23 protein-coding genes are annotated in these 19,524 nt (G+C 69.9%); 15 read left to right on the forward strand and 8 right to left on the reverse strand.

Annotated elements, in window-relative coordinates:
* The first annotated feature begins 35 nt into the window (after positions 1 to 35).
* The 11 genes from K2F54_RS14195 to putP all read left to right on the forward strand — a co-directional run bounded on the left by K2F54_RS14195 (position 36) and on the right by putP (position 9,195).
* Positions 36 to 1,178 (forward strand): DUF475 domain-containing protein, encoded by a 1,143-nt coding sequence (locus K2F54_RS14195; protein ID WP_220606500.1) that lies wholly within the window; start codon positions 36 to 38, stop codon positions 1,176 to 1,178.
* Between the two features lie 219 nt (positions 1,179 to 1,397).
* Positions 1,398 to 2,429, forward strand: coding sequence for an NADPH:quinone reductase (locus tag K2F54_RS14200; RefSeq protein WP_220606501.1), 1,032 nt, complete (start codon positions 1,398 to 1,400; stop codon positions 2,427 to 2,429).
* A 140-nt stretch (positions 2,430 to 2,569) separates the two neighbouring features.
* Entirely contained in the window at positions 2,570 to 2,938 is a 369-nt protein-coding gene (locus K2F54_RS14205; protein WP_220606502.1) for a MerR family transcriptional regulator, read from the forward strand.
* Entirely contained in the window at positions 2,845 to 3,417 is a 573-nt protein-coding gene (locus K2F54_RS14210; RefSeq protein WP_220606503.1) for a hypothetical protein, read from the forward strand. The genes K2F54_RS14205 and K2F54_RS14210 overlap by 94 nt, the downstream gene beginning before the upstream one ends.
* Positions 3,414 to 4,109, forward strand: coding sequence for a GOLPH3/VPS74 family protein (locus K2F54_RS14215; protein WP_220606504.1), 696 nt, complete (start codon positions 3,414 to 3,416; stop codon positions 4,107 to 4,109). The genes K2F54_RS14210 and K2F54_RS14215 overlap by 4 nt, the downstream gene beginning before the upstream one ends.
* Positions 4,110 to 4,283: 174 nt before the next feature.
* Positions 4,284 to 4,943 carry a small multidrug efflux protein gene (locus tag K2F54_RS14220; protein WP_220606505.1) on the forward strand — a complete coding sequence of 220 codons (660 nt, stop codon included), beginning with the start codon at positions 4,284 to 4,286 and terminating at the stop codon, positions 4,941 to 4,943.
* 112 nt (positions 4,944 to 5,055) lie between these two features.
* Positions 5,056 to 5,508, forward strand: coding sequence for a helix-turn-helix domain-containing protein (locus K2F54_RS14225; RefSeq protein WP_220606506.1), 453 nt, complete (start codon positions 5,056 to 5,058; stop codon positions 5,506 to 5,508).
* Between the two features lie 28 nt (positions 5,509 to 5,536).
* Positions 5,537 to 5,875 carry a HepT-like ribonuclease domain-containing protein gene (locus tag K2F54_RS19610; RefSeq protein WP_220606507.1) on the forward strand — a complete coding sequence of 113 codons (339 nt, stop codon included), beginning with the start codon at positions 5,537 to 5,539 and terminating at the stop codon, positions 5,873 to 5,875.
* Between the two features lie 241 nt (positions 5,876 to 6,116).
* The gene (locus K2F54_RS14235; RefSeq protein ID WP_220606508.1) at positions 6,117 to 6,527 is read left to right on the forward strand and encodes a DUF2256 and DUF3253 domain-containing protein; all 411 of its coding nucleotides are present in this window, start codon (positions 6,117 to 6,119) and stop codon (positions 6,525 to 6,527) included.
* Positions 6,528 to 6,642: 115 nt separating this feature from the next.
* Positions 6,643 to 7,359: a vWA domain-containing protein gene (locus K2F54_RS14240; protein ID WP_220606509.1), complete on the forward strand. Its 717-nt coding sequence runs from the start codon at positions 6,643 to 6,645 to the stop codon at positions 7,357 to 7,359.
* 324 nt (positions 7,360 to 7,683) lie between these two features.
* On the forward strand, positions 7,684 to 9,195 hold the full coding sequence (gene putP / locus K2F54_RS14245) for a sodium/proline symporter PutP (RefSeq protein WP_220606510.1): 1,512 nt from the start codon (positions 7,684 to 7,686) through the stop codon (positions 9,193 to 9,195).
* 259 nt (positions 9,196 to 9,454) lie between these two features.
* Here the strand turns inward: putP and K2F54_RS14250 are convergent, their stop codons facing one another.
* The 4 genes from K2F54_RS14250 to K2F54_RS14265 all read right to left on the reverse strand — a co-directional run bounded on the left by K2F54_RS14250 (position 9,455) and on the right by K2F54_RS14265 (position 12,564).
* Positions 9,455 to 9,823, reverse strand: a complete 369-nt coding sequence (locus tag K2F54_RS14250) for a hypothetical protein (RefSeq protein WP_220606511.1) — start codon at positions 9,821 to 9,823, stop codon at positions 9,455 to 9,457.
* A 9-nt stretch (positions 9,824 to 9,832) separates the two neighbouring features.
* Positions 9,833 to 11,113, reverse strand: a complete 1,281-nt coding sequence (locus K2F54_RS14255; protein WP_220606512.1) for an MFS transporter — start codon at positions 11,111 to 11,113, stop codon at positions 9,833 to 9,835.
* Positions 11,114 to 11,115: 2 nt separating this feature from the next.
* Positions 11,116 to 11,697 (reverse strand): winged helix-turn-helix domain-containing protein, encoded by a 582-nt coding sequence (locus K2F54_RS14260; RefSeq protein ID WP_220606513.1) that lies wholly within the window; start codon positions 11,695 to 11,697, stop codon positions 11,116 to 11,118.
* Between the two features lie 399 nt (positions 11,698 to 12,096).
* Positions 12,097 to 12,564 (reverse strand): VOC family protein, encoded by a 468-nt coding sequence (locus K2F54_RS14265; RefSeq protein WP_220606514.1) that lies wholly within the window; start codon positions 12,562 to 12,564, stop codon positions 12,097 to 12,099.
* Between the two features lie 87 nt (positions 12,565 to 12,651).
* Between K2F54_RS14265 and K2F54_RS14270 the strand changes: the two genes are divergently transcribed.
* Entirely contained in the window at positions 12,652 to 13,044 is a 393-nt protein-coding gene (locus K2F54_RS14270) for a VOC family protein (protein WP_220606515.1), read from the forward strand.
* 152 nt (positions 13,045 to 13,196) lie between these two features.
* Here K2F54_RS14270 and K2F54_RS19295 read toward each other — a convergent pair whose 3' ends face one another.
* The 4 genes from K2F54_RS19295 to K2F54_RS14285 form a co-directional block, all read right to left on the reverse strand.
* On the reverse strand, positions 13,197 to 13,322 hold the full coding sequence (locus K2F54_RS19295) for a hypothetical protein (RefSeq protein ID WP_255577120.1): 126 nt from the start codon (positions 13,320 to 13,322) through the stop codon (positions 13,197 to 13,199).
* 66 nt (positions 13,323 to 13,388) lie between these two features.
* A complete protein-coding gene (locus K2F54_RS14275; protein WP_220606516.1) occupies positions 13,389 to 13,673 on the reverse strand; it encodes a hypothetical protein in 285 nt (94 codons plus the stop codon).
* Between the two features lie 36 nt (positions 13,674 to 13,709).
* Positions 13,710 to 13,916 (reverse strand): hypothetical protein, encoded by a 207-nt coding sequence (locus tag K2F54_RS14280; protein ID WP_220606517.1) that lies wholly within the window; start codon positions 13,914 to 13,916, stop codon positions 13,710 to 13,712.
* Between the two features lie 377 nt (positions 13,917 to 14,293).
* A complete protein-coding gene (locus tag K2F54_RS14285) occupies positions 14,294 to 14,590 on the reverse strand; it encodes a hypothetical protein (RefSeq protein ID WP_220606518.1) in 297 nt (98 codons plus the stop codon).
* Between the two features lie 219 nt (positions 14,591 to 14,809).
* On the opposite strand from K2F54_RS14285, the gene K2F54_RS19460 reads away from it, so the two are divergent.
* The 3 genes from K2F54_RS19460 to K2F54_RS14300 all read left to right on the forward strand — a co-directional run bounded on the left by K2F54_RS19460 (position 14,810) and on the right by K2F54_RS14300 (position 19,450).
* Positions 14,810 to 15,325: a phosphohydrolase gene (locus tag K2F54_RS19460; RefSeq protein ID WP_304505855.1), complete on the forward strand. Its 516-nt coding sequence runs from the start codon at positions 14,810 to 14,812 to the stop codon at positions 15,323 to 15,325.
* A 318-nt stretch (positions 15,326 to 15,643) separates the two neighbouring features.
* Positions 15,644 to 17,827 carry a hypothetical protein gene (locus tag K2F54_RS14295; RefSeq protein WP_220606519.1) on the forward strand — a complete coding sequence of 728 codons (2,184 nt, stop codon included), beginning with the start codon at positions 15,644 to 15,646 and terminating at the stop codon, positions 17,825 to 17,827.
* A 150-nt stretch (positions 17,828 to 17,977) separates the two neighbouring features.
* A complete protein-coding gene (locus K2F54_RS14300; protein ID WP_220606520.1) occupies positions 17,978 to 19,450 on the forward strand; it encodes a peptide MFS transporter in 1,473 nt (490 codons plus the stop codon).
* Positions 19,451 to 19,524 lie beyond the last annotated feature (74 nt).

The raw sequence follows: 19,524 nt of genomic DNA on the forward strand, positions 1-19,524 counted from the left end.
CATCCGACACAATCGGATGACCCGAACCCACCGGTATGAAAACCTTCTTCCAACACTTCACGTGGTCGCTCATCGTGTCGCTCGTCGCCCTCGTCATCGCGCTGCTCTACGGCGGCTGGGCCGCGGTCGCGCTCTGCGTGATCCTGGGACTGATGGAGATCTCGCTCTCCTTCGACAACGCGGTCGTGAACGCGCGGGTGCTGGAGAAGATGTCGGAGTTCTGGCAGAAGATCTTCCTGACCGTGGGCATCCTCATCGCCGTGGTCGGCATGCGGCTCGTCATGCCGCTGATCCTGGTGTCGGTGACTACCGGGCTCTCCTTCGGCGAGGTCATCACGCTGGCGCTGGAGAAGGGCGACCCGGAGACCGTGGGCACCTACGGGCATTACCTGCACGACGCGCATCCGCAGATCGCCGCGTTCGGCGGGATGTTCCTGCTCATGCTGTTCCTCGACTTCATTCTCGAAGACCGCGACATCAAGTGGCTCACCTGGCTGGAGCGCCCGCTCGCCAAGGTGGGGCGGCTCCAGTCGCTGTCGTATGTCGTGGCCCTCGCCGTGCTGCTCGGCGGCGCCAACCTGGCCGAGGACCCGCTGGTGGTGCTGATCGCCGGCGTGCTCGGACTGATCACCTACATTCTGGTGAACGGGCTCGGTTCGCTGTTCGAGGGCAGCCTGGAGGAGGACGACGACGACGCCGGCATCCGTGGGGCTGCCGCAGATGGTGCGGCGGTCGCCCAGGCCCGCACGGGCGGCGCATCCACTCTGGCCGTGCTCACCGGGCGGGCGGCGTTCTTCTCGTTCCTCTATCTCGAGGTGCTCGACGCCTCCTTCTCGTTCGACGGGGTCATCGGCGCGTTCGCGATCACCGCCGACCCGATCATCATCCTGCTCGGCCTGGGCCTGATCGGCGCCATGTTCGTGCGCTCGCTCACCATCTTCCTGGTGCGCCAGGGCACCCTCAACGACTACATCTACCTCGACCACGGCGCGCACTGGGCCATCGGAGCCCTCGCAGGCATCCTGATCCTCAGCATCGGATTCGAGATCCCGGAACTCGTCACCGGGCTGATCGGCGTGTTCCTGATCGCCGCCGCGTTCTGGTCGTCGGTGCGCGCCAACAAACGGGATGCGGTCGAGCCCGACGTTGCGCCTGCCGCGCTCGTCGACGCGCCCTAGCGGGCTGGGCCTCGTCGTCGCTCCGGCAAGCGCCGCGGCTGAGCACAACTCCTGCTATTTCGCCCCGGCGATCAACGGATGCCCGGAATCACGGGCATCCGTCTCGGTCGGCGTGAAAATTGCCGGAGTTATGCACGCACCACCACGCGCTGGGGGCCGGAGGCTCGCGGGCGGGCGACGGGCGGGAAATATTTCGCTCCCGCGAGCGTTAGCCCGGACATGAAAACCATTGTGTACAGCCAGACCGGTGACCCGTCCGTGCTTCAGCTCGTCGAGCGGCCGGTGACCGAACCCGGCGCCGACGAGGTGCGGGTGCGCGTCGTCGTGGCCGGAGTGAACCCCACCGACTGGAAGTCACGCCAAGGCTCGGGTCCGGGGGAGAAGCTCGCGTTCGACGATGTCGTACCCGGCCAGGACGGTGCCGGCATCGTGGAGGCCATCGGCGCGGACGTGCAGCACGTCGCGGTCGGCGACCGGGTGTGGCTGGCGCTCGCCGCGTACCAGCGCGCCAACAGCGGGTCCGCCCAGGAGCAGGCCGTGCTGCCCGCCGAGCGGGTCTTCCCGCTGCCGAGCAGTGCGAGCTTCGACCAGGGCGCGAGCCTCGGCGTTCCGGCGATCACGGCGCACCGCGCTCTGACGGTGGCCGAGGACGGCCCGAGCCGACTGAGCCCGGGAGCTTTGGCGGGCAAGACCGTGCTCGTGGCCGGGGGTGCCGGTGCCGTGGGACACGCGGCGATTCAGCTGGCCAGGTGGGCCGGCGCATCCGTCATCACGACCGTGAGCTCACCGGCCAAGGCCGCGCTGGCTAGGGCGGCCGGGGCGCAGCACGTGCTGATCTACACCGACGCCGACATCGTCGAGCAGATTCGCGCGATCGCCCCGGATGGAGTGGACCTGATCGTGGAGGTGGCCCCGGCCCAGAACTCGGATCTCGACCTGGCCGTGATCCGCAACCGCGGGTCGATCGCCGTCTACGCCAACAACGGCGGCGACCAGATGACCCTCGACGTGCGCCGGCACTTCAGCCTCAACGTGCGCTACCAGTTCCTGCTGCTCTACACGGTGGGGATGGACGCGATCCGGGCGGCGGCCGAGGACATCACCGCGGCCCTCAACGACGGCGCGCTCGCCGTGGGAGAGGCGGCCGGGCTGCCGCTGCACCGCACCGATCTGGCGCACACCGCGGATGCGCACGCGCTGGTGGAGAGCGAAGTGGTGGGCAAGGTGCTCATCGACGTGTCGGCCGCGTAAGCGGCACGGCCGCGAAGCTGGGAGAGTGCCGAGCATGACAGCCAGAGCCTGATGGGGCCTTGACCATGCCCTTAGGGCATGGTCTTGACTCAATACCAACGCGACATTGCGTGGTCCGTTGATAGTGAGAGGAGTCGGGGATGGCCTGGAGTACCCGCGAGCTGGCGGAGTTGGCCGGCACGACGCTCAAAGCCGTGCGGCACTATCACCAGATCGGTTTGCTCGACGAGCCCGGGCGCACGTCGAACGGGTACAAGCAGTACCAGGTGGCGCACCTGGTGCGGCTGCTGCAGATCACCCGGCTGGCCAACCTGGGGGTGCCGTTGGCGCAGATCGCCCAGATGGGGCTGCCGACCAGGATCCGGAGGCGGCGTTGCGCGCGCTGGACGCCGTACTGGCGGCCACCGTGGACCGGTTGCAGCGCATCCGTGGTGAGCTGGCGGGCATCCTGGCCCACGGTGCGCCGGCCGAGATGCCGGCCGGTTTCGGTGCGGTGGCGAACGAGCTGAGCGACGCCGACCGGTCGCTGATCCTGGTGTACTCGCGGGTCTTCGACGACCCGGCGATGCACGACGTGCAGCAGATCGTGACCGACGAACTGGGCAACAGCACGGATGCCGCCTTCGACGCGTTGCCGGCGGACGCCGACCTGGCCACCCGCCGCCGGCTCTCCGCGGAACTCGCGCCGGTGATGAGCGCGGTGACCGAGACCTACTCCTGGATGAGCGACCCCGGCGCCCGGGCGCCACGCGGCGCCGCCTTCGCCGAGGACACCGTGACCCAGGCGCTCTGGGAGCTGTACAACCCGGCCCAGCTGGAGGTGCTCTACCGGGCGCACCTGATCAACAACGGAACAGCGGAGGAACTCGCGGCGTTGGAAGCGGCAGTCGAAGCCGCGGCGGCGCCTGCCTCCGACGGCCGCCCGGCATCAGACGCCACACCAGATCTCAGACCAGATCTCAGACCAGACGAAGGGATGACACGATGACCGAGACCGCCACGACCCCACTGGTCGCGGAAGACCTGCTGCTTCTTCTGTTCGACCCGTCCTCCGGCACGTTCCGCGGTGAGGGCTCCGCGCTCTTCCACGCCCTTGCCGGAGCCGTGCTGACCGAGCTGGCCCTCGCCGGGCAGGTGCAGGTCGACGACCGCTCCGTTCTGCGCGGCCGTGTGGTGCGCGCGGTCGGCGATCCGCCCGCCGACCCGCTGCTACGCCCCACCTGGCAGCGGCTGCAGAAGCGACCGACGGATGCGTACGCCCTGATCCTGGAGATCGGCCCGACCCTGCGGGCCGAGTTCATTGACCGGCTGGTGGAGCGCGGCCACCTCCGCCGGGAGCCGCGCCGGTTCCTCGGCCTGATCCCCACCACCGCGCTCGTCGCCGGCGGCACGCCACGCCGCGACGACCTGCTCCGCGCGGTGCGACCCGTTCTCGTCGACGGGGTGGACCCGGATCAGCGCACCGCGGCGCTCGCCGCGCTGCTGTCGGCGAGCGGGGCCCTGCCGGCGATGCACCGGGAGATTCCCTGGTCGGGCGACGTGTACACCCGCGGGGTCGCGCTGCAGAAGGGCGACTGGGGTGCCGCCACGGCCGGCGACGCAGTCGCCAGCACCACGGCGGCGATCCTCACCAACAACCTGTTCCTCTCGCTGACCCTGCCCGGTCTCCGCGGCGACTGAGTCGTCGGGCTCGGGTGCGGGCTTCGGCTGGTGACCCGCACTCGGCCTATGTATTTGGGCGCTCCGGCGCTCCGGTGTTTCCACCCTCACGCGCTTTCGCGCGCCCACTCACCCCAGCGCTCCGGCGCGCCCACCGGCGCGCCTCTGACGCGCCAACCCCAGATAGGAGATCCCATGTCCAACCCCTTCGACGGCGTCATCGCCGGATTCCAAGACCTGGTCGGGCAGGTGCCCGATCTACTGCAACCGTTCATCGTGATGGTGGCCGGCGCGGTGCCGTTCATCGAGGGCGAAGGCTCGGCGATGATCGGCGTGATCGGCGGCCTCCCGCCGCTCGTGGCCGCCCTGGCCGGGGCGGCCGGCAACCTGCTCAGTGTGGTGCTCGTCGTGCTGCTGAGTTCACGCATCCGTGCCGCGGCGGTCACCCGGCGTGAGCGGCGACGCGGTGGCACGGCGCTGCGGGGAGCCGCGGATGCGGATGGAACGAGTGCTGTGCCGGCCAGCGCCGGGACAACGGATGCCGGTGTGGCCGGCGCCGTGCCGGCCCAAACCGGCACGGTGACCGTGGAGAGTGCGCCGGCGGAGGGCCGCGCCGCGAAGAAGGAGTCGAAGGGCCGCCAGAAGCTCAATCGCTGGCTGGTGCGGTTCGGGGTGCCCGGTGCCAGCCTGCTGGCGCCGCTGGCCCTGCCCACGCAGATCACCGCGGCGACCCTGGTGGCATCCGGAATCGACAAGCGCCGGGTGATTCTCTGGCAGGCGATCGCGATCGTGCTCTGGACCACGGTGGCAACGGTCTCGGCCATCGGACTGCTGGCGGTGGTGGCCGTCGTCTAGCGCGGCGCACGCAAGGAGCCGGCCGGTGCGATTGCGCCGGCCGGCTCGGCTGCGTCGCGCAGCCGCGCACGAAAGACGACCCCCCGGTATAGCCCGGAGCTATACTTCCGGCATGAGTACCTCGTCACGCATTCGAGCGGCTCGGGCAAGATCCGGACTCTCGCAGAGCGAGTTGGCCCTGCGAGCGGGAGTTCCGCAGCCCAACCTCTCGGCGTATGAGGCCGGCCGGGTGCAGCCACGACCCGAGACCCTGGCCCGGATCCTGGACGCCACCGCCGAGCGCCCGTCGGTCGTGCTGCACCGCGAGCGGGACCGGGTGATCGAACTCGCCCGCCGGCGTGCGGCCGGCGACGTGCGGGTGTTCGGGAGCATAGCCAGGGGCACGGATGGCATCGGCAGCGATGTCGACCTCCTCGTCACCTTCGGGCCCGATGCGTCCATCCTGGATGCGGCCGGACTGGTGCTCGATCTGGAGGACCTCCTCGGAGTGCACGTGGACGTGATGAGCGACCGGGCCGAGGGCGCTATCCGCGACCGGGCCGTTGCCGAGGCGGTGCCGCTGTGAATGACAGCACCCGCGGGGGTGCCGGATCGTGAGTCATGAATTCGACCGAACGGATGCGCTGCTCGCCGACATCCGGGACCTGGTTCGTCATGCCGGACTCATCACGGATCGCGGGCGGGAGGTGTTCTTCGACCGCGCTGATCGCACCCAGCAGCTGGCGGCGAAAGCCATCGTGATCGACCTGCAGACCGCCGTCGAGAGGCTGCCCGAGGAGTATCGGGATCAGCATCCGGATGTGGCCTGGGCCGAGCTGAGGGCGATGCGGAACTACCTCGCCCACGACTACGCCAATACCGACTACCAGATCGTCTGGAACGCCCTGATCCGGGACTTTCCTCGGTTGTTGGTTCAGCTAGGGATCGGGTAGGGCTGGGGTCGAGGTTGGCATCGTGGTTGGCGTCGGGGTTGGCGCCGGGGGAGCCATGGATGGGCCGGCCGGCGCGAGCGCACCTCGTACCGGCGACCGCGCCTGCTAGAGCGGGCGCGGTCGCCGATACGAGGTGCAGTGAAGGGGCTGGGGGCCAGTGAGCTCGCCGAACCCCGCCGGCGCGCCGACCGCACCCGCCCGCCGCACCCACCGGCCGGCCGCATCCCGCAGGATAGAAGGCATGGCCCACCGTCAACGCAGCCCCGCCGAATCGGACGACGCCCGCGACCGAGCGGAGAAGACCTGCGCCTCGTGCGGTCGGCGCATCGAGTGGCGGGCGAAGTGGGCCAAGAACTGGGACGCGGTGAAGTACTGCTCCGACGCCTGCCGCTCCCACCGCGTCGACGCGACCGACCGGCAGCTCGAAGAGACCATCGTGACCCTGCTCGCCGCCCGGGCGCAGGATGCGACGATCTGCCCGTCTGATGCGGCGCGAATGATCGGCGGTGAGGAGTGGCGCGACCTGATGGAGCCCTCCCGCCGGGCCGCCCGGCGGATGGTGGCTCGCGGCGAACTCGAGATCACGCAGGGCGGATCCGTCGTGGATCCGTCGACCGCGAAGGGCCCGATTCGGTTGCGGCGGCCGCGGTAGGAGGCATCCGCGCGAGGGCGTTTTCGGGCACGCGAAGTGGCCGGTCCAGTGTCAGTGGCTGCTGCGATACTCATCATGTTCCCGCGTTGGGGGCAATGGATGAATGGGGATTTCCATGACCGATCCGAACTACTCCGCACTGCTGCTGATCATCGATCGCAGCGGTTCGATGGCCGGCATCCGCGACGACATGGTGGGTGGCCTCAGCACGATGCTGGCCGAGCAGGCGGCCGAACCGGGCCGGCTCACCGTCGACATCGTCACGTTCGACACCGAGATCGAGACGCAGTGCTCGCTGGCCGATCCGGCCACTGTCGCGATCACGTTGGAGCCGCGCGGTGCCACGGCGCTCTTCGATGCGATCGGCCAGTCCGTGACCAGCTTCGGTCGGGTGCTCGCCGCCCTGCCCGAGCACACCCGGCCCGACACCGTGCAGGTCGTCGTGGTCACCGATGGTGAGGAGAACTCCAGCCGGGAGTTCGGCCTCGACGCCGTGCGCGCCCTGGTGACGCAGCAGAAGGAGCAGTACAGCTGGGGCTTCATGTTCCTCGGTGCCAACCAGGACGCCGTGCTCTCGGGCGAACGCCTCGGCTTCGACGCCGATAGTTCGATGACCTACTCGGCGGGCGCCGAGGCGGTGTCGAGCATGAGCGCGTCGATGGGCCGGTACGTGTCGGATGTGCGCGGCAAGTCCAAGCGCGGCTTCGACGCCGAGGAGCGGCTGAGCGCGATGAGCCCGGAGCCGGTACCGAGCGCGGCGGCGGCTCCTCAGTCAGTTCCGGCCGCTCCGGCCAAGCCGGCGTCGGGCAGCAGGGGCCGCAAGAAGCGCTAACTCGCAGCTGAGGTCGGGATGGTCGCCCGGTGGGTCGGCGACCATCCTGACTGGGGCTCTGAGATCACGTCAAGTGGGTGCGGGGCGAGGCCAAGACCGGGCCGGAGTAGGCCAGGCGACCCCCGGTCCTAACGGCCGCGACAGCTGCGTGTACGGCCTACCCGACGCGGGCTTCGAGAGCGCTCGCCGAGGCCCCGAGAAGCCCTATGAGACGGCTGTGTGACTTCACAGAAACGCCGATGTGTGCTTAACTAGGCGACTTCTCTTGTCCGTTTACGCGGCATCCGCCTGCCCGCAGGCCGGAAACACGATCTAAAGGACGCAATGACAGACCAAACTTTTCAGCTTGTAGCGATTGTTTTGTACTTCGCTGGCATGCTCGCGATCGGCTACTTCGCCTTTCGCAAAACGAATGACCTCGACGACTACATGCTCGCCGGCCGTGGCCTGAAGCCCGGCACCGCGGCCCTCAGCGCCGGCGCCTCGGACATGTCTGGCTGGCTGCTGCTCGGCCTGCCCGGCGCCATCTACGTCTCCGGACTGGTGGAGGCCTGGATCGCGATCGGCCTCACCATCGGCGCCTGGCTCAACTGGAAGTTCGTGGCCCCACGCCTGCGGTCGTACACGCACGTGTCCAACAACTCCATCACCATCCCGAGCTTCTTCGAGAACCGGCTGAAGGACTCCTCGCGGATGCTTCGCGTGGTCTCCGGCGTCATCATCCTGGTGTTCTTCACGTTCTACGTCTCGTCCGGCATGGTCGCCGGCGGCGTGTTCTTCGAGAACTCCTTCGGCTCCACCTTCCTGGTCGGCATGCTCATCGTGGCCGGCGTCACCCTGCTCTACACGCTCTTCGGCGGCTTCCTCGGCGCCACCCTCACCGACGTCGCCCAGGGCCTGCTGATGCTGGCCGCGCTGATCGTGGTGCCGATCGTGGCCCTCAACGAGACCGGCGGCCTCGGCGCCACCATCGACTCCATCCGCGAGGTCAACCCCGACCTGCTCTCGTTCACCGCCGGCGGATCCGTGCTCGGCGTCATCTCCGCCGCCGCGTGGGGCCTGGGCTACGTCGGCCAGCCGCACATCCTGGTGCGCTTCATGGCGCTGCGCAGCCCGCAGGACGCCAAGGCCGGCCGCCGCATCGGCATCGGTTGGATGATCCTCACCGCACTCGGCGCCCTCGCCACCGCGCTGATCGGCATCGCGTACTTCCAGCAGAACCCCGACGTGACCCTGGACAACCCCGAAACGGTGTTCCTGATCCTGTCGCAGATCCTGTTCCACCCGTTCGTGGCCGGTCTCATGCTGGCCGCCGTGCTGGCCGCGATCATGAGCACGATCTCGTCGCAGCTCATCGTCTGCTCCTCGGCGCTGGTCGAGGACCTGTACAAGATCGTGGGCAAGAAGGATGCGACGCCCAAGCAGATGGTGATGCTCGGCCGCCTCGGTGTGCTGCTCGTGGCCCTCGTCGCCGGGTTGATCGCACTGAACCGGGATGCCACCATCCTGGAGCTCGTCGGGTTCGCCTGGGCCGGTTTCGGTGCCGCGTTCGGCCCCGTCGTGCTGCTCTCGCTGTACTGGAAGAAGCTCTCCACCTGGGGCGCCCTGGCCGGTATGGTCACCGGTGCTGTCGTCGTGTTCATCTGGGGCAACTCCCCGCTGAGCGCCACGATGTACGAGATTGTGCCCGGCTTCGTCGCCAGCCTGCTCGTCGCCGTGGTGGTCTCGCTCGTCACCTACAAGAAGTCCCTCGAGATCGAGGCCGAGTTCGACGAGGCCGCCGCCCAGGCCCGCCAGGACTACACCAAGCCGGAAGCTGCTCCGGCCGCCGTGTAACTCTCGGCACTGCTTGAGTTCGCACCCCGCCCCCGGCCGATCACGGTCAGGGGCGGGGTGCGTTCGTCTGTGCGGGCGCGGCGGCGGGGTGACGCGACCGCCGGATGCATAACTCCTGCAATTTCGGTGCCGCGGATGTCTGCGGCCGCGGAAATCCGGGCATCCGTGCTGGGCCGGCTCACGAATTGCAGGAGTTATGCACCGGGCCGGGCTCGGACGGTGCCGGGGGAGCACCCGGGCGGGTGCGCAGAGCGTCGGCCTAGAGCACGAGGAGCAGGACGCCGACGACCAGGCAGGCGCCGAGGAGGTAGAGCGTGTTGCGGGCGACGGAGCGCACGGCCGGCTGGCGCTGCCGGCGGGCAAGCAGGGCCACCGGCACCGCGGCGGCGATCAGCACCAGCAGCACGCCGACCGCGCCGATGATGGTGGCGAAGGCCTCCTCGCCGTCGTTCGCGTTGGGGTCGCCGGCCCACCAGTCGTTGACGGCGCCGAGCGCCTGCAGGCCGATGCTGAGCACGAGTACCGGCCAGAAGGCGATCGCGACGGCGATCAGGTCGATGACGACCACCAGGGCAACAAACAGGCGGCGCGCGCCGGGCGTCGAGTCGGTGGCGGTGTCGGTCTGCATGGGTCGAGCCTAGGTCGACCCGCCTGGGGGAGTGTCGGGAACCGGGGCCGGCTGCCGCTCCATCAGTCGCCAGGAGCCGCCCGTGAGCGGGGTGAGCGTGGCCAGGGTGTAGAGCACCGCGATCAGGCCGAACGCCAGCGCGAGACCGATGGTGTCCGCGGCGATGCCGCCGAGCAGCGCGCCGAACGGGATGCCGGCCCAGGCGCCGGCGTTGATCATGCCGAACACCCGGCCGCGCATGTGCTCGGGCACACGCTCCAGCTCCACGGTGCCCAGGATCGGGTTGAGCGCCCCAGCCGCCAGACCGGAGAGGGCGGTGGCGGCGACGAGCAGTGGCAGCGGCGCCCCGAACGCGAACGCCGCACTCGAGGGGCCGCCGGCGAGCACGAAGCAGAGCGAGAACGTCACCCGGCGGGGCACCCGATGGGCGACGAAGCCGAAGATCACGTTGCCGAGCAGGGCGCATCCGCCCATCACCGCCACAAGCAGACCCAGGGCGGCCGCGCCGCCGAGCCGGTCGTTGGCGTAGAGCGGCAGCAGGGCCGAGCCGCGGGCGGCGTCGAGCAGGTTCGTCACCAGCACCAGCGCGATGATCAGGCGCATCAGCGGGTCGCGAATGACGAACTGGAAGCCCTCGGCGAGGTCGGACCAGTAGCTGGTGCGGGGCGCGTCGGAGCGGTCGGGCAGACCAGGCGGGCGAGCCGGCACCGACACGAACGCCCAGGTGAGCAGGGCCGAGACGGCGAAGGTGGCGGCGTTGACGAACAGGGCCGGGATGGGACCGAGCACGGCGACGAGCAGTCCAGCGACGGATGCGCCGATCAGCCGGGCGAAACGCTCCGACCCGTCGAGCAGGCCCACGCTTCGCTCGAGCCGTACGCCGGCCCGCTGGGTGAGACCGGGCAGCATCACCCGCCGGGCGGTCTGGCCGGGGGTGTCGAGCAGTCCGCCGGTGAAGACGAGCAGCAACAGCGCCCAGAACGGCAGCCCCACGGTGAGCGCCAGCACCGGGATGGCGAGCACGGTCACCCCGCTGACCAGGTCGGCCGCGATGGCCGCGCGCCGGTGGCCGACCCGGTCGACGACCACCCCGCCCAGCGCCCCGCCGATCACGATCGGGGCGGTGGCGAAGAACGCGGCAATGCCCACCTCCACGCCGGTGCCGCCGAGGCCGAGTACGTAGAACGGGATGGCGAACGCCGTGACGACGTTGCCGGTCTGTGAGATGGCGTGGGCGGAGAGCAGGGCGGCGAGGGAGACGCCGGCGCGCCGGTCGGTTTTGCGTGGCATGCTCACGGCCGGCGGTACGCCTGGTAGACGACCACGACGGGTTCGGCGGCATCGGCCGGGTCGTGGGCGGCGCTCGTCTCCAGCCACCGGTCGACGAGGGCCTCCAGTTCCCCGCGCATGGCGGCGAGTTCATCGACGGTGAGGCGCAGGCTGCGGTCGCCGCTGGCGCCGGCCGCCACCCACTCGCGCGGCAGCGCCGGCGCCGCATCGATGTAGTCGGTGAACCGGGCCGCGTAGGCCTGGGCGATCGATTTCTGCAGCACGGCGGATGCGGCCAGCTTGTCCGGATCATCCAGCAGCTCCGCGGGCTCCCAGCTGGTGAGCGCCGTGGTGGCCTTCCACCAGCGTTCGCGGTGGTCGCTGCTTTGCGCATCCGCCGGCTCGATCAGCGCGATCGACGCGAGCTTGCCCAGGTGGTAACTGATGGTGCCCGGTGCCTCGTCGACGATGTCGCCCAGCTGCGCCGCGGTCTGCGGGCCGCGCTCGCGCAGCAGGCCCAGCAGCTTGAGCCGGGTGGGGTGGGCGAGCACCCGCATCGACGCGGCGGATGTGAGTGTGCTGCGGTCGGCATCCCGGGGGGTCATGCCCTCGAGACTATAAGCTCAACGATTGTTGCGCAACAGTTCTTGTGCGGTTGGCGCTGCTCGGCCGGGGATTGCGCACGACGCCCCTAGGATCGCAGGATGGGGAACCCGAAGTCTCGATACCGCGTCGCCGCCGTGCTGATGAGTGTGCATGGTGCGCTGATGGAAGTGGGCGTGTTCATTGCTGATGGTGTTCACGCTGCCGGCGGGACTGGTGGACGGGGTCCTGGCCTGCTCGGCTCTGGTGCTGCTGTTGACCGCGTACTTCGGGGCCCGGCCGCTGGTGGAGTCGCGCGCCTGAACTGCGCGGGCGGGGCGCCGGTTCGCGGGTGGCACGCCACCCGCGAACCGGCGCGTGACCCGCGCAGCTCGGGAACGAGGCTGGTCAGCTGAGGCTGGTCAGTCGAGGTCGGCGCCCGGGTCGGCCTCGCTCTCGGCGGCCTCCGTGGTGTCGAGTTCCTGAAACAGGGTGACCTGCAGGCCGGCCGGGGCATCCAGTCGGGAGTTGATCGAGCGCCACGGGGTTTCGCGGGGCGTGGCGATGAGGTGCGCGCCGGCGTCGACGAGACGGTCGGTGGCGGATGCGGTGTCCTCCACCTCGAACGCGACGCGCAGCCGGGCACTGGGTTGGCCGTCGGCCTCGACCCGGTCGATCAGGCGCACCTGTGCCGGGTTGGACAGCTCGAGGGTGGCGATGCCGGCATTGAGGATCACGACTCTCGCGTCGTCCTCACCCTCGTAGGACTCCCGTTCGGTGAGGCCGAGCACGTCACGGTAGAACGCCAGGGCGGCCTCGAAGTCGTCGGTTTCGACGACCAGCCGCAGCTGCTTCACCGGTGAGGGCTGAGGGTTCGTGGGTTCGCTCATGCTGGGGATGCTAGTCGCCGCGGGTGACGTTGGGGAGGCAATGTGTCACCGCCGGCCGTGTCGGGGGTGGCTGATAGCGTCGCTGGCATGACAGGACACCAGATCACCCTCGGCGCATTCAACCTCGAGGCGCAGGACCCGACCGCGCTCGCAGCGTTCTGGGCCGCCGTCACCGGCGCCACACCGTCACCTGGTGGGGAGAGCGTGTACCTGCCGCCGGCGATCTCCGGGGGATTCGCCATGTTCTTCCAGCCCCGCACAGCGCCCCGCCCCGCACACCAAGCTTCGCACCTGGACCTCACCGTGCCGTGGGGATCGCGCCAGAGTGAGGTGGAACGGCTCGTCGGCCTGGGCGCCACGTTCAAGTGGGATGTGCTCAAGGAGTTCGACCACGTTCAGTGGACCACCCTGGCCGACCCCGAGGGCAATCTGTTCTGCGTGGCCGAGCATCTGCCGGCGAAGGCGTCGCCGACGGCCTAGCGACATGCCGGCGGGAGGGGAGCTTCCCGCGGGTGACGACGCAAGGTCCCCGTGCGACGGTTCGAGGCAGTCCGTCTCTCGCGCTGGCGTTTCCTCTCGGCTTCGCGGTCGAACGGTGACCCGCCGCTACGGCGCAGCGCGCGAGGGCGGGGCTAGCCGACGGGCACGGCGGCCGGGCGGTGCAGGGTGACCTCGCCGACCACGGCGGGGGTGATGGGGGTGGAGGTCACCTCGCCGGTGACCGGGTCGGGTGCCAGGCCCAGCACGGTGCCGAGCACCGAGATCGCGGAGGCGGCCGACCAGGCCTGCGGGCGGCAGGCGGCCGGGTAGGCGCCGGCGGGGGGCTAGCGCCGCTTGGAGATGAGCGCTACCGCGACGAGTGCGGCGGAGCCGATCGAGATGACCAGCGCGGGGTTCTTCTTGTAGGCGGCGGTGACCTTTTCCAGGGTGCCGGCCGCGAACTCCTGGGCGGATGCGAGGGCGGCGCCGGTGTCGACGTCGCTGAGGGCGGCCTTGGCGGTGGCGACGGTCTCGTCGATGGCCTGGCGGGCCTGGTCGGCGAGGTTGCCGGCCTGCGCGGCGGCGTCTTCAGCGAACTCGCGCGCGTGCTGTGTGGTGTTGTCAGTCATGGGAGGCCTTTCGAGAGTGGTGCGGGGGAGGGAGGGTTAGCGGTGCACTGCCTTGGTGATCTTCTTGGCGTTGCGCTTGGCGAGCTTCTTCGAGCCGGCGCGAGCCTTCTTCACGGTCGGGTCGTTCCACGCCTTCTTGGCACTGCGGCGGATCTCGCGGTAGCGGCCGCGGCCGGCCTTGGCTCCGATGAAGTAGAAGGCGAAGGCGATAATGGCGGCGAGTAAAAGTCGAAGAGCGGTCATGATGGCCTGCTTTCTGATTGGGGAACGGCGTCGGGCCCGCGTCGGCGAGGCCGATCGGTGCGGCCACGGCGCCGGGCGAAAGATCGCCCTACCTATGAGTGGCGCGAAAGCGGTGATTCGTCACGGAATCGCCCGATTTTGGTCGCGCGCGGGCGCGCGGGTGGGCGCGCAGAGGCCCGGCTGGCGGCCCGAGTCGTGGGGGCGCAGGTGCGCAAATGGGCGATGCGCGGGTTGGGCGCCGGTTCGCGGGTGGCATGCCACCCGCGAATCGGCGCTGTGCCCGCGCGGCTCGGGGGAGCGGCGCGCCAGCCCAGCCGCGGACCGGGGCGAAGCGGCGCTGTGCCCGCGCAGCTCGGGGGAGCCGCGCGGGCATCCGGTTAGCGGCGCTTGCTCAGCAGTGAGCCGAGCAGGGCGACCGCGGCAACCGCGAGGGTGCCGAGCACGATGACCCGGGCGGGGCTGCGCTTGTACGCGCCCGTGACGTTGTCCACGGCCTCGGCCGCGACGACGCGCACCGCCGTGATGGTGTCGTTGTCGTCGAGGTCGCGGATGGCGGCCTTGGCATCCGTGAGGGTGTCGTCGAGGGCGGTGCGGGCCTGGTCGACCACGGCGCTGGCCTTGGTGACGGTGTCCTCAACGAGGTCGTGAACGTTCTGGGCGGTCTTGTCCGACATGGGGTTCCTTTCGACGGGGTGAGGCAGCAACTCGCACTCGAAATGTCGATCGCTGGCGACACGAACGGATGCGCGTGCCTGGCCTCACTGATGAGAGGGACAGAACCGGCCATTCGTCACGAAAGTTGCCCGCATTCGCACCGGGGTTGGCCCTGGCGGGCGGTATCGGGTGCGGTAGCTTCGAAGCAGATTCACTTTGATCGCTCTCGAGGGGTTGCTATGACGCTCACCACCGCACCAGCCGGCACCGATTCAGGTGAGGGTGACGGTGACGCGGCCGGGCCGGCGGCCGGTTCGCTCGAGGCCGCGATCGTACTGGCGCACGCCGCGCATTCCGGGCAGGTCGACAAGCTCGGGGTGGCCTACATCGAGCATCCGCTGGGCGTGATGGCCCTGGTGCAGACCAGGGAGGAGAAGACCGTGGCGGTGCTGCACGACGTGGTCGAAGACAGCGTCGTGACCCTCGACGACCTGCGGGCGGCGGGCTTCGCCGAGCCGCTGGTGCGGGCGGTGGATGCGTTGACCAAGCGCCCCGGGGAGCCGCTCACCGAGTCGATGGCCCGGGTGGTGGTGGACCCGCTGGCGTTGATCGTGAAGCACGCCGACCTCGCCCACAACGCGAACCCTGCCCGGCAGGCCGCGCTGCCGGCGGAGACCAGCGTGCGGTTGGTGGCGAAGTATGAGGAGTCGGCCCGGCTGCTCGGCACGACGCTGACGGAGATCCTCGCTCGGTGAGGGCGCGCCGCTGAGGGGCGCGGCAGCGGTTGACCTCCCTGGGCACGCGGGTTAGTGGCTCGCGGCCTCGTGGTGCGCGGCCTCGTGATGCGCGGCCTCGTGGTGCACGGCCTTGTCGATCGACTTCGCATTGCGCTTGGCGAGCTTCTGCATGCGCGCGTGGGCTTTCTTCGCGCCAGGGTCGGTCCAGGCCGGGCCGCGACTGTGTTTTTCTGGCCAGTCTCATCCGCACCCGAAACCCGCGCAAGGCACCACCTCGGCATACCCAAGCTGAGGAAAACTCTTGACGCCACCGAACTTAACCGGTTTAGTTGACGGATGACGTACAACGAAGTTCGATCAGCTCCCTGTTCATCCACTCACTCACGGGCCGGCCGGTTCACCCTGGCCGCGTCCCTGTCGGTGGCCCTCGTGGCTACCGGTGCCCTGGGCATCGCCCCCGCGACGGCAGCCACCGCACCGGCCGCGACGCCCGCCGCCGGCACCGCCCAGCGCGGCCTGCCCGCCGCAGAGGCATCCGCCCCGCTCACCAATCTCAGTCACCTGAATTTTCTGCTCGACGAGCTGCCGCTGCCGGTGATCGCGGGGCACACCACCTACCGGGCTGCCGAGAACCCGGTGGTCGAGGCCCCGTGGACCTACGCGGACAAGAACGATGACGGCAGCTACACCCCGATCGGCGGCGGTGACCTCGACCCGGCCACCGGCTACTACACCCAGGGTGCGTTCAACGCCGATGACACCTCCCGCGCCGCAGTGGTCTACCTGCGGCACTGGCAGCAGACCGGCGACACGACGAGCCGCGACCACGCCTTCCAGACCCTGCGCTCGCTGGCGTACCTGCAGACCACCGAGGGCCCCAACGCCGGCAACGTGGTGCTCTGGCAGCAGGTCGACGGCACGCTGAATCCCAGCGCCGAGCCGATCGAACTGCCGGACCCGAGCGACTCGGACGAGTCCTATTGGCTGGCCCGCACGGTGTGGGCGCTCGGTGAGGGCTACGCGGCGTTTGTCGACGAGGATCCGGAGTTCGCCGCGTTCCTCGAGGAACGCCTCGACCTCAGCCTGGCGGCGCTCAACCGCGGCTCGCTCGGCGACTACCCGAGCTACGCCGTGGCCGACGGCGACCAGGTTCCGGCCTGGCTGATCGCCGACGGGGCGGATGCGTCGGCCGAAGCCGTTCTCGGCCTCGCCGCCTACGTGCAGGCCGGCTCCGGCTCGCCCACCGTGGCCGTCGCCGAGACCGCGCTGAGCCGGCTCAGCGAGGGCATCGCGGCGATGTCCACGGTGGAAGGTGCCAGCGGCGACTGGCCGTTCGGCGCGATCATGCCCTGGACCAAGTCGCCCAGCCTGTGGCACGCCTGGGGTGGGCTGGCCCCGGCGGCCGCCGCGGTCGCATCCGAGGTGCTCGACGACCCGGCCCTGCTCGACGCCGCGGTGCAGGACACCGCCCAGTTCACCCCGCAGCTGCTCGCCGCCGGCGGACCGGACAACGCCTGGTCGCCGACCCCCGGCGAGGCGCAGATCGCCTACGGTGTCGACTCCCGGCTGCAGAGCCTGGTGGCCACCGCCGACGCGGCCGACGCCCCTGGTCTGCTGAACATCGCCGCGATCACCGCTGGGTGGTACTTCGGCGCGAACCGTAGCGGACTGCCGGCGTACGACCCGGCCACGGGCACCGCGATCGACGGCATCGAACGGGACGGCCGGGTCAACCAGAACTCCGGCGCGGAGTCGACCATCCACGCCCTGTTCTCGATGCTCACCCTGGATGCCCATCCCGACCTCAAGGCCGCGGCGCAGGGCATCACCGCCACGGTGGGCACGCATGGGCTGAGCGTGGTCGAGGCCGAGTCCGGTGCGATCACCGGTGGCACGGTGACCACCCCGGCGTCGTCCTGGACCGGGGAGGCCAACTGGTCAGGCGGCGCCTACGTCGACCTCGCGGCCGGCGGCACCCTGCGCATCACCGTGCCCACGGATGACCAGGAGCGCCGGGTGCATCCGATCGTGAACCAGGTCGTGGACCCGTCTGGCGCCACCACCTGGACCGCCGACAAGCGCCCGGGCAAGGGCAAGGACCGCTCGCTGCTGCTCGGCACCACCGCCAACGGCGGCGCCGGCGAGCAGGGCGTCACCGAGGCGCCCGGCCAGCTGCTGCCGCTGCCGCTGACCAGCGGTGTGCTGCCGGCGCGTGCGACCCAGGTGGTGGGCACGACGGATGCCGCGGCGCAGCTCGACGCGCTGCTCATCCAGCCGCTCATCTCCACGGTTGAGGTGACTGGTCCTGCCGGTGACTCCACGCTGTTCGTGAGCGCCGCCGAGTCCGACACGGAGCGTCGCATTGACGTGCCGCGCGGGCAGAAGCTCGTGCAGCAGGCCTTCGACGCCGCCGGGCAGCCGGTCGGCGATGCGCACCGGGGCAAGGGCCACGGCCGCAGCGGCACGGTCGTCATCGCCGCGGGCGGCTTCACCCAGGTCTGGTTCGAGGCCAAGCGCTAGCACCGCGCGCGCTGCGGGCCCGCGAAAGCGGTCATGTGGCTGCTGCGGCGGTGCCGAAGCGACCGGCGCCCGCAGCGCCACCGCGCCCGGGGGGAAACCAAACGCAACCGAGACGTCGTGCTCCGGGCGCCTCAGGCGTACCGTGGAAGCATGGCGAAGATCGCGGAGCCTGGGCCGGAGATCGCACCGGACGACCACCGATTCTTCGGTCAGCCGCGCGCGCTGGCCAGCGTTTTCGGTGTCGAGATGTGGGAGCGTTTCTCGTTCTACGGGATGCAGGGCATCCTGCTGCTCTACCTGTATTACTCGGCGGCCGAGGGCGGGCTGGGCATCGAGCAGGGCACCGCGGCGGGCATCGTGGGCGCGTACGGCGGCGCGGTCTACCTCTCCACGATCCTGGGCGCCTGGATTGCCGACCGGGTGGCCGGCAGCGAACGGGTGCTCTTCGTCAGCGCCGTCATCATCATGTGCGGCCACATCGCCCTTGCCGTGATTCCGGATGCCGCCGGCGTGATCGTGGGCCTCATCCTGGTGGCGTTCGGCAGTGGCGGGCTCAAGGCCAACGCCACCTCCGTGGTCGGCACGCTGTACCGCCGGGAGGACCCACGTCGGGACGCCGGCTTCTCGCTGTTCTACCTCGGCATCAATCTGGGCGCCTTCTTCGGGCCGCTGCTCACCGGACTGGTGCAGTCCACCCTGGGGTTCCACTTCGGTTTCGGTCTGGCCGCCGTGGGCATGGCCATCGGTCTCATCCAGTACTCGTTCGGCCGCAAGCGGCTGCCCGCGGTGTCGCGCGAGGTGCCCGACCCGCTGCCGCGCAGCCGGTACCTGCCATACGCGGGCATCGCCGCCGCGGCCATCGTGCTCATCGTGGTGCTGGTGCTCACGGGGGCCATCACCGCGTCGAACCTGGTCACCATCGTGATCGGGGTGACGATCGTGGCATCCGTGTCGTACTTCATCGTGATTCTCAGCAACCGGCACATATCGACCGTGGAGCGTCACCGGGTGTACGCGTTCATCCCCCTGTTCATCGCGAGTGTGGCGTTCTGGTCGCTGTACCAGCAGCAGTTCACCGTGGTGACGATCTACTCCGACGAAAGACTCAACCGCGACCTGTTCGGCTGGGAGATGCCGGTGCCGTGGGTGCAGTCGATCAACCCGGTGTTCATCATTGTGCTGTCGGGGGTGTTCGCCGCGCTATGGACCCGCTGGGGCACCCGGCAGCCCTCCACGCCGGTGAAGTTCGCATTCGGCACCGCGATCATGGGTGTGGCGTTCCTGTTGTTCCTCCCGTTCGCCGGGGGAGCGGCGAATTCTACTCCGCTGCTCGCGCTGATCGGCATCCTGCTGGTCTTCACGATCGCCGAACTGCTGCTGTCGCCGGTGGGCCTGTCGGTGTCGACCAAGCTCGCGCCCGAGCTGTTCAAGACCCAGATGGTGGCGCTGTTCTTCCTCTCCGTGGCCCTCGGCACCGCTGTCTCCGGGGTGCTGGCCGAGTGGTACGCCACCGCGCCGGAGCAGCTCTACTTCGGGGTGCTGGGCGGCATCGCCATCGTGCTCGGCGTCATCCTGGGCCTGTTCACCCGGCCCATCCTGCGGCTGATGAGCGGCGTGCGGTAGCGCAGGCCGCCGGCACCTGGTTTCAAGCGGGTGTTTCGGTCACTAGTCTCGTTGGCAGGCACGCTGTTCCTGCG

Source organism: Cryobacterium inferilacus, from assembly GCF_019599185.1.
In the GTDB taxonomy this organism is placed as follows: Bacteria; Actinomycetota; Actinomycetes; order Actinomycetales; family Microbacteriaceae; genus Cryobacterium; species Cryobacterium inferilacus.